We start from the raw sequence: 13943 nt of genomic DNA, 5'->3' as shown, positions 1-13943 counted from the left end.
GCTACGACAAACTCGCTGTCCGCTACCTGGCCACGGTCCGCGTCGCCGCGATCAACCTGTGGTTATCCGGCCACAGCTTATGAAACGCGGCCTAGCGATCTTGATGGAGTCGACATAGAACGGGTGCAGCGTGGGCTCGCCTCCGAGGACGGTGAGCTTGTCGCCGCCCATCTTCCGCCACACCGTGAGCGTGTCGATGATCTGCTGCGGGTTCATTTTCAGCGCCCGCTCGAGGCGTTCGCCCATGTAGCAGTGCTCGCAGCGAAGCTGGCATGCCTCGGTGATGTACAGGTAGACGTTGCGGTACCGGCCGTAGGCCACCCGGTCCACGCGGTCGGGTTCGGGCGCGGTAAAGCCCCGCGGCATGCGCGCGTGACCGTAGCTGTCGGTCTCGGCCTTCGGCATCGGCAGTGGAACGGTAGTCATGCGGTTCGTCTCCTGCTGATCAGCATCGGTTCAACGCGGTCGGCCATCGTGTCGGGTGTCGGGTTGGCGTCGAGGGTGGTGACGGGATATCCGGCGCTGATGAACGCCGCACGGATTGCGTCGGTAGCGCTCTGGTGGCGACGGCTTCGCGCGGCGAACAACGACGGCGCGTCTCCGCGCCTCGGGTGCAGTTGGCCCCCGCACCGACCACACGTCCACGCGCTTTGCGCAGCCGCGGTGGCGGGCAGGCGCGGATCGGCGATCGGGTCCTTCTCGCAGTGATAACAAACCCTCCGATTCTTTGCCCTGCTCCTACGGGTTCGCTCGTCGACGGCCAGCTCGAGCGGTTCGACCACGCACTGCGGGGCTACCGCGCCGACGCTGTCGATCAACATCGACACCTGTTCCGCTGTCCCTGGGAAGTTGTCCAGGAGAACGGTGTCGACGAGGTCGTCGGCACACACCTGCTCGAGGTAGTTGTGAATCGCCGGCCTGACGATGCTGTTGTCGATCCAGCCGACTCGGTTGGCCGCTGAGGCCGTTGCCGCAAGCGCTTCGGCGGGGACGTGCTCGCGCAGCCGGAAGACCCGACGGCGCGGATCGGCCTCGAGCGCGAGGGTGAGGGTTGTCTTACCGGCGGCGGGTGGCCCGAGGATGGGAACCACGATTGATAACGTCATTTTGCCCCTTTCCAGATTCGATTTCCGGACGAGACGACGATCGCGTGAGGGGGCCGGGAATGACTACACACGAATTGCATTCCGGGTATACGTCGGGCGCATATCCGCTGCGCCGCATGGTGATAACGTCGGCGGAAACAGTGTGGGGCGACGTTGTTGGAGTGGGGATGAAGACGCGGAAATTCGAAGACCGCTACTGCGTTCACTGCGGCGGACACCTCAGCCGCTACAACCCGGCAGCATGGTGCGGGGCCTGTACACCTTCGATCGCAGACGAGCCGCTGGATATGCCGGCGCACTTCTGGTGGAGCGAGCACATGCTCGCCGCGCTTTCCAGCTGGCACATGGGCAGGGTCATCTACGCATATCGCACCCACCCGATCCATGGAGGGCAACCGATCGCGCAGAAACGGGTGGCGTATTGGCTCGACCTCACCCAGGCGCAATTGTCTCGAATCGAAACAGGTCCCGCTCCCGAACTGCTGACCAAGCTGATCCGCTGGGCACAGGTGCTCCGTATCCCCGCTGAGCTGTTGTGGTTCAAAATGCCTGCCGGGTCTACGCTCGACGAAGTGAACCGCAACGATTTCCTGCGGGCCGCGGCAGCCGTGACGGCGACGGCTGCGGCATCGCCTCACAGCCTCCTCCAGATGCTCAACGACACCCGACTCACCGAAATACCGGCCCGTGTCGGGACGGCCGAGATCGAGCAGTTGCGCGCCGCCTCCGATCTGTTCGCCGGCTGGGACGCCCTCTACGGCGGCGGGCTCGTACGCGATGTGGTCGCCGCCCAGCTCCGCGTCGCCGTGTCCTACCTGCGGGCCGGTTGCGCTCCCAAGCATCGCAACGACCTGTATTCCGCCGTCGGCGCCCTCAGCCACACAGCAGGGTTCATGGCTTTCGACGCCTGCGCACACAGCGACGCCGCCGACATGTTCGACCTGGCGCTGAAATGCGCCGAAGAAGCCGACGCCTGGCAGTTGCGCGCGAAAATCCTCTCCTCGATGGCCCGCCACCGCATCTGGACCGGCAAACCGAAAGACGGACTACGCCTGACCCAGAAGGCATTCCTGTACTCCGACCGCCTTACCGCCACCGAGCGCGCGATGCTCTACACCACGCAGGCCCGCGCCCACGGCAAACTCGGAGACGTGCAAGCCGTCACCACCGCGGTAGGACGTGCCGACGACCAGTTCAGCCGCTCGCGGCCAGCCGAGGACCCGACCTGGATGAACTACTACGACACCGCCCAGCACGCAGGTGACACCGGACATGCGCTGTTCGATATAGCCGTCCTCGGGAAATTCGGCAGCGAAGCCCGCCGGCGTCTCGGAACCGCCGTAGCCGACCACACCTCAGATGCCGAACGCTCCCGTACGATCTCAATGATCAAACTCGCCTCCCTCACGATGTCCACGGGCGACCCGGACGAAGCAGCCGAGATCGGATCCATCGCGATCGCCCGCGCCGCGGGCCTGAAATCCATGCGCGCAGCCGAGGACGTCCACGAGCTGCGCTCATACGCTCGGCACGCGGGACGGGCTTTCGACCAGGTTCCCGCCGAGTGAACGGTCGCCCCCTCGACGAGATCGCCCGCGCCGCCTGCGAGGTCGTAGGGCTGGATCCGACCGGCCTCACCCCGATCAAAGTGGCGGAAAACGGCATCTACCGACTGCCGGCGCACCAGATCGTCGCTCGCATCGCCAAGCCCGGCCAGCGATCAGCCGCCGAACGCGAGCTGCGGATCGCCGAATGGCTGCGCGCCAGCAACGTGCCGGCAGTCGAACCAGCCGACATACCCACCACTTTCGTCATGGTCGACGGCCATCCCGTGACCTTCTGGGCAGAACTACCCGAACACCGCGGCGGTACCGTGACAGAAATCGCCGGCGCCCTGCGCGCACTCCACAAACTCGAAGCCCCACCCATCCTGACGCAAGTGGACCCGTTCGTCCGACTCGACCAGCGTATCGACGCCGCGCACACCCTGAGCGTCAACGACCGCGAATGGATGCGCCACCACCTCACTGAACTCCGCGACCGTTGGAAGCACCGCCCAGAAGGACTGGCGTGGGCCCCTATCCACGGGGACGCCTGGGAAGGCAATGTCGTCACGACGAACACCGGCACCACCCTGTTCCTCGACCTGGAACGCGCATCCGTCGGGCCACCCGAATGGGACCTGACCTCAACCGCGATCAAGCACAGTTCATTCGGCTGGATCGACCGCGATCTGAACGATGAGTTCGCCCGGGCCTATGGTTACGACGTCACCACCTGGGTGGGATTTACGCTGCTGCGAGACATTCGAGAGATGCGTATGACCTGTATGGCTGCCCAAGCTGCAGGTAATCAACCCGAACTCACCGAGCAGGCGCAACACAGACTGGATTGCCTCCGCGGACATCGTGGATCGCGGCCGTGGACAGGATGGGAAGCTATCCCGTAATGGCGTCAGCTATTCGTGTGTACGCGGTAGTCCGGGAGTCCCGGTGACGGGAAGCCGTACCCAGAGAATCCCCGATGCCGGTCGATACCACCCAACCGAATTCGCCACACTTCGGTCCCAACCCAGCTCGGTTGCCAACTCTCCCCGTGCCGATCTCGCTGGTCTCGCCCCCTCGTAGTTGTTAGTCCTATGACCAGACCTACCAACACCTGTCTGCCCGCCGATTTCCCACGAACACTAAACGCGCCCGCAGGGTGTGTTTAGTGTTCGTGGGATGAGGCGGGCAGGCAGGTGGGTAAAGCCGCTGTTCGCCGGGTGAAATAGGTACGGACAGATCCGTATGGACTGCTGTCCGCACGTCCCTGTCCGTACTCTTCCGCTACGCAGTCTGCAGGTTCGGGAGATGACCTTCCGTCGACATCTGGGGCGTTGCCGCGGATGCCAGACTCTCTTGCCTGCTCCGGTTTGTGGTGGCCTTCCGCCCTTGTGGCCGGCCTCAAACTTGGACCCCGTTTCTACGACCCCTCTTGTCTCGTCCCCCTGCAGCGATATGGAGGACAAGCCGCGACGGTGGGTCTTCGTCCTCGGGACAGCCTCGGGACCTTCCTGATAATTGCCGGGGCCAGCACCAGGGTGGCCGAGCGGTGGGGCGCTACATGCAGGAAGCGGGCGAGACGACCTGGAATCGGGCTCAACATGACTTCAGCGCTGGCCGGTGGAGCAAGCCGAGCCCCCGGCGGCAGATCTTGGAATCTGAAGGGAAGCGGTTCGTCAAATGGTCACGCTGGTACTAGATTTGCCAGCCATGAACTATGACCTCACCCGACTCGGCAGTAATCGGTTCGAGCACATGGTGCAGGCGCTCGCGCTAGGCCACATCGGCCCCGGAGTGGACGTTTTTGGGGCTGGCCCAGACGGTGGCCGTGAGGCAACCTTCAGGGGCAAAATTCATCTGGAGGGGAAGGGCGAGTGGGATGGTTACGGTGTAATTCAGGCGAAGTACAAGGAGCGTCTGTCTGCCACCGCAGCAGATCAAGCCTGGTTCTTCGACCAAGTCACCGCTGAGCTCGACGCATGGATCAATCCGAAGAAGAAGCGGTCTCTCCGAAAGCCTGAATACTTCATTATCGTTACAAACGTAACGCTCACTTCAGTAGCGGAGGCTGGAGGGCTGGACCGCCTGGAACGATTGTTTGCATATTACCGGGACCTCACCAAAGAGGAACCTTTAGGATCAGGTAACTTCCGAATGATTGGTATGCCTGATTTCAAAGACTACGCCGTGTGGCATGCCGATTACTTGTACCGTCTGCTCGATAACAACGGAGAGGTTCGACGCAGTTATGCGGATTTGGTGCTAACTGGTGATGTCATCTCCCGTCTGTACGAGCAAGTCAGCGCGAGCGACGAGCGTGTGGCGCACGCATGGATCGGGCATGTTACTCGCGCGCTCAAGGCCGATGCCTCAGTGGAGCTCGGGGAGTCTGGCGACCGAGCGAATTCCCCATTGGCGCTGGCTGAAGTCGCTGTTGATCTGCCGTCCTCCGGAGTCCGCAACCGGGCTACGGCTCTGGCACTGCAGTCACTTGTGGAACGGGGTGACCAGGTTTTATCACCTTCGCTGAAGCCTTCGGCGCGAGATCGCATTGTGGTACTTGGCGGGCCCGGGTCGGGCAAGTCGACCCTTTCAAGGTTGCTGTGCCAGCTATATCGAATTGCACTCGTGCAGGAGGAGGCAGCCGGCCGCGTTGCACTGCACGATGCGGACCGCGCAACTCAGATCAGGAAATCATTTGACGCAGCCAACCTACCCCACCCATCCCTGCATCGACTTCCGGTCCGCGTTGTGCTGAGCATTTTTGCCGACGCTATCAGCAGATCTAAAGATCTGACACTTTTGAAGCACATTGTCGAGTTGATAAATTCGCGTGGGTCGGAACCGATAAGCGTCCCAGAGGTCAAGCGTCTGCTATCCGCGTGGCCTCTGCTCTTGGTTCTAGACGGCATGGATGAGGTAGCGTCGGCTACAAATCGTGAAGAGGTATCCGCCCGGATAGCAGAATTCCTTACAGAAATGGCGATGATTAGAGCAGACGTTATGACGGTCTGTACATCACGGCCTATAGGGTTCGAGCACGACCCGGACATCTCCTACGAGGAGCTCCATCTGACTCCTTTGAAGCCAAGGGATGCGCTGAATTATGCCTCAAGGCTGCTGGCTTCTAGATTCATAGACGATCCTGACCGGCAAGAAACAACCCTTCAGCGACTAGAGGCAGCTTCAAAGAATGAAGATACCGCGCGCCTAATGACGTCGCCACTTCAGGTTACGATCTTGAGCCTCCTGCTCGAACAGCGTCGTCAGGCGCCTGCGAGTAGATATTCGCTTTTCAAGAGCTACTACGACGTTATCTATGCGCGTGAATCGAATAAGCCCGACGGAATAGGCGATGTACTTGAGGCTTACCGTCAGCAATTTGATCAGCTTCACGAGCGGTGCGGCCTCGTAATCCATGCTCGTGCCGAGCGGGCTGGCACTGCAGACTCGATACTTCCAACGGAAGATCTTGAACTAATCGCACGCGAAATTTTGGGATCCGAGGGGTATCGCGAATCGGACCTCAAGCCTCTGATTCAAAAGATCATGCATCTTGCGCGGCAGCGGCTGGTTCTCTTGGTGCCGAGAATGGACGGCCTCTCATTCGAACTTAGAAGCCTCACGGAATTCTTTGCAGCCCGGTGCCTGATGGGCGGAGAGGACGCCGCCGACAATCTTGAGATACTTGTCCCCTCTGTCCACTGGCGTCACACGTGGCTCCTAGCCGCCGGTTACATCTTTTCCGAGCGGCTCCAGTTAAGAGACGCGGTGCTGAGTCGACTCGTCGCCGTTGACCACAGCAACGCGGCAAGCCGGTTGGTAATGCCAGGGGCGGTTCTTGCTATGGACGCTCTGCAGGATGGGTTCGCCGCGAATACGCCAAGATTTCAACAGGAGCTAGTACTTGCCTCGCTTCGCTTGTTAACTGGTCCAATCGGGGCTCACATCACACGGCTTGCTGAGATCCTGGCTCCGCATATGGAACGTGACGGTGAAATCAGAGCGAAAGTCTGGCTTGAGGTAGAAGCCTTATTGTCCGATAATTCCTCTGGGGCGACGCGGGCGTTTCTCGATGGGCTCGGCGCTTCGGGCTCGGAGTCAATTGCAAACCGCGCAATCCATATGCTTGCAGATTTCTCTGAAAAAGGAAAAATTCCAACCAATACGAGTACTGCTGTGACGGTCGACTCGGTCATTGCTGAGCTTCGTGAAAAGCTTGGTGAACTCTTACCGCCTTCTCCTGCTGATCTCGACGATCAAGCGCTCTTCGAAGTTTTTCTTGATTGGAGCTTGGACGGAAGTGAGCGCGATGGAGGGGTTAAAGTCATCCGAGAAGGATTAGTCGAGCTTTGTCGCGATGATTTCACACTCAGATCGAAGGTCCGCGCTGCTCTAGCTAAGTCAATCGCTTTTGATGAGATTGGATATAGTTTGCCGAACGTGGCTGGCTATCTGACCCCAGAACCATTCTAGATAATTGTCAGGACGATTAATGTCGAATAAACAGAAGGTTCGTTTCGCATTCACCATCCGCGAAGGCGAGCATGCGGGATGGACTGCTGGATCTTGGAGACTGTGGGTCAGTAAAGAAGACACCTATATCGCAGCGGCTAATGTCGGCTCGATCTGGAAGGCATCCTTACATGGAGACACTGCATGGCGTATTGCCCAAACTAGCGAGAATGCCCAGTCGACAACGCCAATTATCGACCCGAAGATCGGGCGCAGTATGTGGGAGTTCGATCCTGTGCCATTCGAAGGGGGCAAACGGATGGCGTTCGTAGTTGCGCCGTTGCGATCGTCCTACCTGCCCGGTGCACTGGATCCTAGAGACAATCATATAGCTGCCCAAGATAGTTGGGACAAAATTACTATCGCCTACATCTGGATGACTGAGCCCGGCGTGAACCTTGAAGTCGATCGAATTGTAGGTGGCCCACTAACTTTGAGTAGCGGTCGTCAAGTGTGGTTATCTGCGGGCACGGAGCCGTGCAGTCAGTCCGAGGAGGCCGACATCGTCGGTTCCATGATCGAGCCACAGATGCCGGGGCGGCACGAGGTCAACGCTCCCGGTTTTCTGGTCCGCGGCTTGCGCCTTGGCTAGTTGGTCTGCGTCGGTTTGGAGGCCGGCTGCGGTGCTTGGTGTGATGTCTCACGACGTTGGTTCCACGGCGTCGAGGTCGAGGGCCAGCTGGTCGGGATCCTTGTGCGGGTGTGGGTTGCCGCGATTGTGGGGCTAGAGCCGGTGAGCCGGTAGCTGGAGCGTGGGACTCGGCTCCTGGGTATTCGGTGGCCGATGTCGGCGTGGGGCCGCTGGTGGTGGTTGTAGTTGTTGAGGAAGACGACCAGCGTGACGCGGCGTGCCTGTTCGGAGTTGTATTCGCGGATGTAGGCCCATTCCCGGGCCAGGGTGGCGCTGAATCACTCCAACTTCATGAACCGCCTGTAAGTGTTGGTGGTGGCTGCACCCGCCGCGACAGGTGCTTGCCCCTGGATGCTTCTGATGGAGAGCGCCGACCACGCCTGGCAGGGTGTCGCTGTGATCGCCTGTTCTTCCCACGGAGACTCTGTCCGAGCAACGCCATCGGCTGTGGGCCATTGAAACTCGTTGGGGCAGATATGTTCTGAATGAACACGATTTTCGGAATCGGTCCCTATCCTGGTTGATGGTGTTGAGTAATCGAGGCGGGAGGGCGCCGGGATGGACATCGACAGTGGATATCCGTGGCCGATGCAGGGGGCGCGGTGGACCGCGTACGACTATCGGATCATCATCGAGGGCTTGCAGCGTGGTCAGACGTGGGCCGAAATCGCGCGGGTGGTGGGCCGCACAGTGTCGGCGGTGCAGAACCGCGCCTCTATTCTGATCGAGAACGAGGACGGCGGGCGCCGGCGTAAGGCATGGCAACGGCTTCAAGACCGGATCGAGATCGAACCAGACCATGACTGGGAAACCATAGCCCGCCGCAAACACGCGGAGGCCGAGCTGCCGTACTGGGACGAGAACGCCGACGCTCACGTCCGCACCGTCTGGGCGGCAGCACCCACCGCGGTGTGGAGGGGGAGGGGCTGGTTACGACGAAGCCTGGAACCCGGTGTCGGTATGGCCGAGTTGTCTGCGGCACTCCGGATGAGTGATGCCGATATCAGCGACAGAATCGTAATCCTCGGGTTGAGCACCTCGTATGCAGAGATCGTCGACCGGCTCGGCTGCACTCCTGGGGGCTCACTCGAACAGCGCGCCAACCTCGCCCGCGCCGATGACCAGTCCTCGCAGTACGTGCTGGTAGCAGCTGGAGAGCTCGGCGATATCCTGCACGTCTCGCTGCACGCGGACCGGGAAGCCGCCGAATACGCCCGAGTCGTGGTGGAGTCGCGTTTCGGCCGACAGGGCCCAGTATCGACCCGCATCGTCCGGCGGGTCCCTGGCCGATTGTTCGACGAATACCCCAACGACGACCAACACAGCCGTTCCGCCGTCCACACAGCCAAAGACCTCGACATTCCCAGGGACACGGTGGTCGCCCCAGCGCAGGTGGTGGACCTCGACGAGGAGACCGAGCCGCCACCATCCTCAGCACCGTTCAATCCGTGGGACTGGGATATCGACTCCGCGACTGGGGCGCTGCCGGCGTACATGCGTCGACCTCCTCCCCGACGGAGCAAGTAGAAGGACTATCGGTTCGTGGATCGCTCTGACTTTCGCCGATACCACGGGCAGCCGACGCCTGGCTGTGGCCCCGCATGAAGGACGCAGCGGTGTGTCACCGGTAGGTGGCGGAAGATCGGGCCGGGTAGCTCGCCTTGCGGCAGCCCAGGTCAGCGTGATGAATCTGGGGCCGCACGTCGTGCGCAGCAACACACGACCATTCGTCTCGCGCTTCGCACGCATTTCGGAAAGTCGCGATTGACGTGCGAAATTGGGGCAGAACTAGAGCTGGGGGTCATGTGGCCAAAGACCAGTCCGGTCAGCCCGACATCCGATAATCCAGCGAGAACGAGCCCGCTCGGCGGCACCTCCACAACACCGGCTTCTGACAGATCCGGACGAATCTCCCACCACCCTTCTCGACGGTCTTGCCTCCCCGGTGCGATAGCGGGTAATACATCGACACCTGTGTACAGTGCAGGAAAGGGTGGTCGAAGCCAGATCCAGTGGCTTCGACCACCCTCTCCTTAAAAGCTGAATGGTCTCAGGCCCGTTTGTCCCGAATCTTGCGGCCCATTTGGGTGTCGGGATAAAGGATTGCTTCGGCAACCCGGCCGCCGGAATCCTTCACACCACCGGCGAAGCTGATGCCATCTTCTTTACCGGTGGCCTTGCCCGCGATCCCGTCCCAGTAGGTCGCCTTACGGTCCCACTTGATGTCGGCGAGCAGCTCGCGAAACTGGTGGGAGGTGATTTGGGCTCCATTGTCAGCCCAAGGCAGGGCCTGATGACCGGCCACCCCAAGCCCAGCGAGCACGGCAGGCGTCGAGACAGCGCTGCGGTCGGCGAAGTACGGAAAGAGGTCGTCAAGGACCGCCGTTAGCAGACCGACCACGGCATCCGCGGCTTCCTCCTCCGTAACCCCCGCAGGCAGGTCGCCTTCATCAACACTTGCCGAAGACTTCTGGATACCACTGCGCCCCAGCAAAGTAGTAACGACGAGAGCGCGCAATCCCGACAAGGTGATGACTTCGGGATCGGACTTCCCCAACTGACGTTTACGCGCCTGGACCAGGGTAGAGAACTGCACGCGTTTGCCCTCGTGAGTGACGAAGAGCTTCTCTGCGATACGGTGAGCGAGCTGGGTAGCGTAGTCGCGCTGATCCATGCTCATCGCCAGGTTCTTGGCCACCGGAACGCCTTTGACGTTCCGGTCATAGAAGATCTGCCGAGCATCTTCCACCGACAGGTTCCAATAGAGCTCGAACGGAATCCGTACATCCCGCAGCTTCTTGAAGGTCAACCCGAACTTTTCGGGCGCGTCGTTGACGTCGTGCAGCGCCGTAACCTGTGTCTCGCCGTCGATGGCGACCACCGGAGTGCCACTGGGAATCGTGATGTTGCATATTCCCGAACCCTTGACGAGCTCCTCGCCGACGAGCACTGCGTCTCCGTCGTCATCAGGGTCATCAGGGATCCACAACGTAACCGGAGGCGTCGACCAGCCGTCGCCGTACTCCCCGTTGATGCCCGCCGCGATGTACTGGGCGTACTCGGGAACGTTCTTGCCCTTCTGCGTCGACTTGATCATGCGCTGCACCAGGGCGCGGATCTCAGCGTGTCGGCGGGTCGCACCATCCTGGTACTTCATCGCGCGGGGATCCTCCTCACGCTTCGGTGAGTGCACCATTCCCAGCAGGGTCGGCAGACCGATCGTCCCCACCACTGCCGTTGGGCGGAAGGGCATAGCAGGCAGGGTGACACCTTCCACCACCGCCGTCGGCATGGACATCGTCATAGTTTCTCCGTTCATCCGCGGGTGCCGATCGACACCCGCGGATGCGAGATTAGCTTGAATCTCCGTTCCGCGGTAGCTGATTCATCATCTGCGGGGGATGCGCGGCGATCTACGAACGCATTTCGCCCTGTTGCGGTGAGATCAACAGGGCGAAGTGCGCTGTACTGTCGTGCACGAAGCCGGTGACGGCGACGCCGACGGTAGGTCAATCCATATTGAGTTCGGGTCACCCCCTCCACGCATCCAGGCTTGCGATCCCGCCGGAGCGGCTTGAACCCTCGGATCCGAGACGTACTGGGACCATATTGGGACCACATTGGGACCACACGCAGTCAGCGCTGGCGCACGGCCAGCACATTGAAAGCAGCAGCCATAGATTCGCGGTGTGCCTGACGTGCGCAAATGCCAGTAGATGTCAGCTGGGGTCAAGTGGTCGTAAATTCTCATCCTGTCAGCCCGACCCGGAGACCCCTGCTGACATGCGCGCCGCAGAGTCTTCCAGTGAGCAATGGGGGTTGGCGCTAACCTCCGCGCGGCCAGCCGGCGCCACGAGCAACCAATCCCAGATACGTCAGCGTTTCCGCAGGTCGATCTCTGTGGATAGCCGCTGTGTCCCCCTCCGGACACTTTTTTGCTGCATTTGTGCCCTAAAAACCGTGTCCGTGCACTGCCTGGACACCCATTTTCCCGTCACCGCCGTGACCTGCGGTTTCACCCCGGGCGGGGGTGAAAATTGTGACCAGTGACACACTGGCGCCGTTGTTTCCTTCGTACACGGGTGCGCCCCTGATCGGCGGCTCCGGCAGTCTGGCTGCGGGTCCTGCTCTGCCGATGGCGAATGTCGAGGAACCCGTGCGGTCGAGGGCCGTGCACAGCATCCGGCCCGTCGACACCAACGGACGTGTCGTCGACAAAGCCATTGTCGGAGCCCTCGACTGGCATCCCGGAGATCTGCTGTCGTGGCGGGTCACCGGGGGACTGGTTTTGATCACTCGCCCCGGCCGCGGCCGCCGCGGCATCACCAAGTACGGCCACCTCTCCCTGCCCGCCGCTGTCAGGCATTGCGCGGGCATCCGGATCCATGACCGTGTGCTGCTCGCTGCCGACCCCGACCAGGCACTGCTGGTCGTGTATCCCGCCGCGGTTCTCGACGACATCCTCGCTCGCCGCTTTGCCGAAGGAGCACCCGAATGACCACCGGAACCCAAGCCGATATCGCCGCGGTCCAGATGATGATGGAACGCTTCGGTCTCACCGCCGCCGACCTCGGCACCGCAGCGCCGGCCGAGACCGCGCGTCTCGCACCGACCTTCGCCGAGTTCATCCCCGCCGCGATCGACCGGATGCCCGCGGGCCGTACCCGTGAGCACTACTGCACGTACTGGAACAAGATCCTGATTCAACCCGGCTGGGGTGAGCGGCGACTCGACGAACCCACCCCCGCGGATCTGCAGGTGCTGTGTGAACAGATCCAGGCCGCCCGGGTGATCCGGCGTTCCGATCGCGGCGGCAGCGAAGTCGTCCGCCACGTCATCGACGCCCTGCGCAAGCTGTACAGGCACGCTGAAGACAGCCGACTCATCGACCCCCGCGACAACCCTGCCGCCCGCCTGACCAAACCCAAACGCACCCGCTCCAACCGCCGCGCCCTGCCGACCGACCTGCTGGCGCAACTCGTCGAAGTCGCCGCCACCACCGGCAACGACCCGGAGCTGGACAGCCTGATCCTGCGCCTGCACACCGAAACCGCCTGCCGCCGCGCCGGGGCGCTGGCCCTACGACCGCAGGATCTCGACCCGGTGCAATCGGTGATCCTCCTGCGGGAGAAAGGCGGAACGCAGTTGTGGCAACCGATCTCACCGACGCTCATGCAGGCCCTGTGCCGCCACGCCGAACAACGCGGTGCGCCCGCGTCCGGCCCACTGCTGCGCGCGCGGAACGGCACACCGATCACCCGCCGCCGCTACAACCACCTGTTCGAACGCCTCGGCAAACACCTGCCCTGGGTGCTCACCCACGGAATCTCCATCCACTGGCTACGCCACACCACCATCACCTGGGTCGAGCGCCACTACGGCACCGCCGTCGCCCGCGAATTCGCCCGCCACAGCCAAACAGGTGGGGGAGTCACCGGCATCTACACCACCGCCACCATCACCGAAGTCGCCACCGCCGTCGCACATCTCACCGGCGAACCTCACCCGCGCTGCTGGCGGGGCGTCTCGTCGACAGCTTCCACCGATCAGGCCGGAGCCAGTTCGTATTGAACGTCGGTTACGGGTCGATGATGACGTTGGGCCTGGTGGCGGCCACAAGCTCGGGCATCGCGTGGATCGGCATCGCCGGATGGATTGTCACCTTCGCAGCCGGGGCTGCCTTCGTCAGTACCAGCCAAGAGCACCTCACCGCGGCAATGGGCGACCGCCGCGCTCCCGCGGTCTCCTGGAACAACTCGGCGCTGTATGCCGGCACCGCGGCAGGCACCTTTCTACTCGGAATGACTGAACTGGGATCGGCATCCTTTACCGTTCTCGCTGCCTCGTTCAGCGCCCTCGCAGTACTCTTCAGCGCACTGGTGCTACTTCGCCGGCATCCCATCGCGGCGGAGTTCGAAAGCCATCCGAAATCGGCCACATAACAGGTCGTGGGTCTCGCAGCATCTCGGCGGCCAATGAGACGAGCAGGACATCGCCTTTCGCGATCCGGGCGCGCAACCCGGTGTCGAGGTCGAATCGTCAACCGCGAACCGGAACGGTATGTGCAGGATCGGATCGCGGCGCAGATCTCCTTCACCACCGCGTCCCACAGCTGAATTCCGGTGAATTGCGGGTCCAGTTGCCCTT

General features: G+C 61.8%; 11 protein-coding genes. 8 read left to right on the top strand and 3 right to left on the bottom strand.

Annotation, left to right across the window (positions count from 1 at the left end; translation table 11 throughout):
* Positions 1-51: 51 nt before the first annotated feature.
* Both ACIA75_RS25035 and ACIA75_RS25030 read right to left on the bottom strand, forming a co-directional pair.
* Complete coding sequence (locus ACIA75_RS25035; RefSeq protein WP_397107966.1) at positions 52-426, bottom strand: radical SAM protein; 375 nt, start codon at positions 424-426, stop codon at positions 52-54.
* Positions 423-1106 (bottom strand): hypothetical protein, encoded by a 684-nt coding sequence (locus tag ACIA75_RS25030; protein WP_397107964.1) that lies wholly within the window; start codon positions 1104-1106, stop codon positions 423-425. Before ACIA75_RS25030 ends, ACIA75_RS25035 begins: the two co-directional genes overlap by 4 nt.
* Positions 1107-1273: 167 nt before the next feature.
* Between ACIA75_RS25030 and ACIA75_RS25025 the strand changes: the two genes are divergently transcribed.
* From ACIA75_RS25025 to ACIA75_RS25005, 5 genes are all read left to right on the top strand, one after another.
* Positions 1274-2674 carry an XRE family transcriptional regulator gene (locus ACIA75_RS25025; RefSeq protein ID WP_397107962.1) on the top strand — a complete coding sequence of 467 codons (1401 nt, stop codon included), beginning with the start codon at positions 1274-1276 and terminating at the stop codon, positions 2672-2674.
* On the top strand, positions 2671-3555 hold the full coding sequence (locus ACIA75_RS25020) for a phosphotransferase (RefSeq protein ID WP_397107960.1): 885 nt from the start codon (positions 2671-2673) through the stop codon (positions 3553-3555). The genes ACIA75_RS25025 and ACIA75_RS25020 overlap by 4 nt, the downstream gene beginning before the upstream one ends.
* 805 nt (positions 3556-4360) lie before the next feature.
* Positions 4361-7126, top strand: a complete 2766-nt coding sequence (locus ACIA75_RS25015) for an NACHT domain-containing protein (RefSeq protein WP_397107958.1) — start codon at positions 4361-4363, stop codon at positions 7124-7126.
* Between the two features lie 19 nt (positions 7127-7145).
* Positions 7146-7757, top strand: coding sequence for a hypothetical protein (locus tag ACIA75_RS25010; protein ID WP_397107956.1), 612 nt, complete (start codon positions 7146-7148; stop codon positions 7755-7757).
* Positions 7758-8354: 597 nt separating this feature from the next.
* Entirely contained in the window at positions 8355-9323 is a 969-nt protein-coding gene (locus tag ACIA75_RS25005; RefSeq protein WP_397107954.1) for a hypothetical protein, read from the top strand.
* 523 nt (positions 9324-9846) lie between these two features.
* Here the strand turns inward: ACIA75_RS25005 and ACIA75_RS25000 are convergent.
* Positions 9847-11100 carry a DNA sulfur modification protein DndB gene (locus ACIA75_RS25000; RefSeq protein ID WP_397107952.1) on the bottom strand — a complete coding sequence of 418 codons (1254 nt, stop codon included), beginning with the start codon at positions 11098-11100 and terminating at the stop codon, positions 9847-9849.
* A 735-nt stretch (positions 11101-11835) separates the two neighbouring features.
* Between ACIA75_RS25000 and ACIA75_RS24995 the strand changes: the two genes are divergently transcribed.
* The 3 genes from ACIA75_RS24995 to ACIA75_RS24985 are packed head-to-tail and all read left to right on the top strand — an operon-like array spanning position 11836 to position 13738.
* Entirely contained in the window at positions 11836-12294 is a 459-nt protein-coding gene (locus ACIA75_RS24995) for a hypothetical protein (RefSeq protein WP_397107950.1), read from the top strand.
* Positions 12291-13367 (top strand): tyrosine-type recombinase/integrase, encoded by a 1077-nt coding sequence (locus ACIA75_RS24990; protein ID WP_397107948.1) that lies wholly within the window; start codon positions 12291-12293, stop codon positions 13365-13367. The genes ACIA75_RS24995 and ACIA75_RS24990 overlap by 4 nt, the downstream gene beginning before the upstream one ends.
* 20 nt (positions 13368-13387) lie before the next feature.
* On the top strand, positions 13388-13738 hold the full coding sequence (locus ACIA75_RS24985) for a hypothetical protein (RefSeq protein ID WP_397107946.1): 351 nt from the start codon (positions 13388-13390) through the stop codon (positions 13736-13738).
* Positions 13739-13943 lie beyond the last annotated feature (205 nt).

It is taken from the genome of Nocardia sp. NPDC051750, from assembly GCF_044453135.1.
In the GTDB taxonomy this organism is placed as follows: domain Bacteria; phylum Actinomycetota; class Actinomycetes; order Mycobacteriales; family Mycobacteriaceae; genus Nocardia.
Note: the sequence above shows the minus strand (reverse complement) of the source record. Positions and strands in the feature narration are given on the sequence as shown.

What these genes read in the sequence shown, in the direction of transcription:
- ACIA75_RS25035 (WP_397107966.1), bottom strand. Translation starts at nt 426, where the DNA reads ATGACTACCGTTCCACTGCCGATGCCGAAGGCCGAGACCGACAGCTAC.
- ACIA75_RS25030 (WP_397107964.1), bottom strand. Translation starts at nt 1,106, where the DNA reads ATGACGTTATCAATCGTGGTTCCCATCCTCGGGCCACCCGCCGCCGGT.
- ACIA75_RS25025 (WP_397107962.1), top strand. Translation starts at nt 1,274, where the DNA reads ATGAAGACGCGGAAATTCGAAGACCGCTACTGCGTTCACTGCGGCGGA.
- ACIA75_RS25015 (WP_397107958.1), top strand. Translation starts at nt 4,361, where the DNA reads ATGAACTATGACCTCACCCGACTCGGCAGTAATCGGTTCGAGCACATG.
- ACIA75_RS25010 (WP_397107956.1), top strand. Translation starts at nt 7,146, where the DNA reads ATGTCGAATAAACAGAAGGTTCGTTTCGCATTCACCATCCGCGAAGGC.
- ACIA75_RS25005 (WP_397107954.1), top strand. Translation starts at nt 8,355, where the DNA reads ATGGACATCGACAGTGGATATCCGTGGCCGATGCAGGGGGCGCGGTGG.
- ACIA75_RS25000 (WP_397107952.1), bottom strand. Translation starts at nt 11,100, where the DNA reads ATGACGATGTCCATGCCGACGGCGGTGGTGGAAGGTGTCACCCTGCCT.
- ACIA75_RS24990 (WP_397107948.1), top strand. Translation starts at nt 12,291, where the DNA reads ATGACCACCGGAACCCAAGCCGATATCGCCGCGGTCCAGATGATGATG.
- ACIA75_RS24985 (WP_397107946.1), top strand. Translation starts at nt 13,388, where the DNA reads ATGACGTTGGGCCTGGTGGCGGCCACAAGCTCGGGCATCGCGTGGATC.